Below are 1,535 nucleotides of genomic sequence, written 5' to 3'. Positions count from 1 at the left end.
CCCTGTGTGTCAGGCTGTTGTGTGACAGGTTCCCTGTTGCTGGAGCCGGTGCTCAGGGCGGGGGGAAGGTCCGTCATGGATTTCGTTATGCCTGTTCGTGTTTCGAACCGGAAGCACTTCACTACCGACCAGAAGCACGCGATTCTGGATGAGTACGACAAATGCCTTGAGTGGGGCTCTAAGGCCGCATTCATCAGGGCGGCGGGCATCACCGAGGGCACCATGAATCGTTGGTGCCGCGAGCGGGAGTCCGGGGAGCTGAGGTCCAGGTCCGACAACCTAGAGGAGGATCAGCGATTGAATGCGGGCGATAAGCAGTTGCTCAAACGGGTCTTGAAGGAAAACGAAGTCCTCAAGGCCAAGCTGGCGCGGTCCGAGGCTGCCGTGGATATTCTGGGAAAAGCTTCCGCGCTCTTGGACGCGATGGCCAAGAGCGCGGCGGCGACGGATCCGAAAGTGGAGGAGCCGGAGCCGGGCCGGCCGGAGTGGCTGACGCCAAAACCTGGAAAGACATCGCCCTGACCTTTGCCGGGAAACTGATCACAGCGGGCTGGTCCGCGGTGAAGGCCTGTGCCTTGGTGGGCGTGCACCGCACGGCCTGGTACCGGCGTCTGAGCCCGGCTACACCGGCGGGGCTCCTGGTGCCCCACGCCGACCGGGACTATCCGAACCGGATCACCGATGCCGAAGCCGACGCGTTCATGGAGCTGTTGAACTCCAGGGAATACGCCAACCTCTCCGTCACCCAGGCCTACTACCGGATGCTCGATGCGGGGCGCTGCTTCTTCTCCATCGCCGCCGCCCACCGCATCGTGGCCCGGAACGGGCAGAACGGTGACCGCCGCGAACAGCGCCCGGGAACCGGCCCCAAACGGGCCAAACCCGTTGTGYACGCGACCGCCCCGAACCAGCTTTGGAGCTGGGACATCACGATGCTCCACGGCCCGGGGAAACACACCTACCGGCTCTACGCGATCCTGGACGTGTTTTCCCGCAGAGTCGTCGGACACCGCGTCGAACACACCGAAACGGCCGCCCTCGCCGCCGCRCTGATCAACGGCGCGGTCACCGACAACCGACAGCGCCCTGCCGTGCTCCACGCCGATAACGGCGCACCCATGCGGGCCGGCAGCATCCTCCAGCTTGCCCAGTCCCTGGGCATCACACTGTCCTACTCCCGCCCGCGGGTCTCCGACGATAACCCTTACTYGGAATCCCTGTTCAAGACAGTGAAATACGACCTGGACTTTCCCCGCCGATTCCAGGACCTCCAGCACGCCCGCGACTACATGGCGGCATTCTTCGCGGATTACAACGCCAACCACCGCCACAGCGGCCTGAACTACTACACACCCGACACCGTCCACGAAGGACGAGTCGACCAGGCACGCCGACGCCGCCAGGCAACCCTCAACGCCTGCCACGCCCGGCATCCTCACCGCTACCGCAACAAACCCACCGCACCAGCCGCCCCGGCCCACGCCGGCATCAACTACAAAACCAACCAGCTGTCACAAACAGCTTGATTCATTCCG

General features: G+C 64.0%; 2 protein-coding genes. Both read left to right on the top strand.

Features of this window, described 5'->3' with window-relative positions; genetic code table 11:
- Nucleotides 1-75: 75 nt before the first annotated feature.
- Nucleotides 76-522, top strand: a complete 447-nt coding sequence (locus AC1DD3_RS22025) for a hypothetical protein (RefSeq protein ID WP_230121527.1) — start codon at nucleotides 76-78, stop codon at nucleotides 520-522.
- Entirely contained in the window at nucleotides 486-1,526 is a 1,041-nt protein-coding gene (locus AC1DD3_RS22020) for an IS3 family transposase (protein ID WP_476882523.1), read from the top strand. The genes AC1DD3_RS22025 and AC1DD3_RS22020 overlap by 37 nt, the downstream gene beginning before the upstream one ends.
- The last annotated feature ends 9 nt before the right edge of the window (nucleotides 1,527-1,535 follow it).

This window comes from Arthrobacter sp. 05T444, from assembly GCF_056395905.1.
The sequence above is the reverse complement of the archived record's forward strand: the minus strand, read 5'-3'. Positions and strand labels throughout refer to the sequence as shown.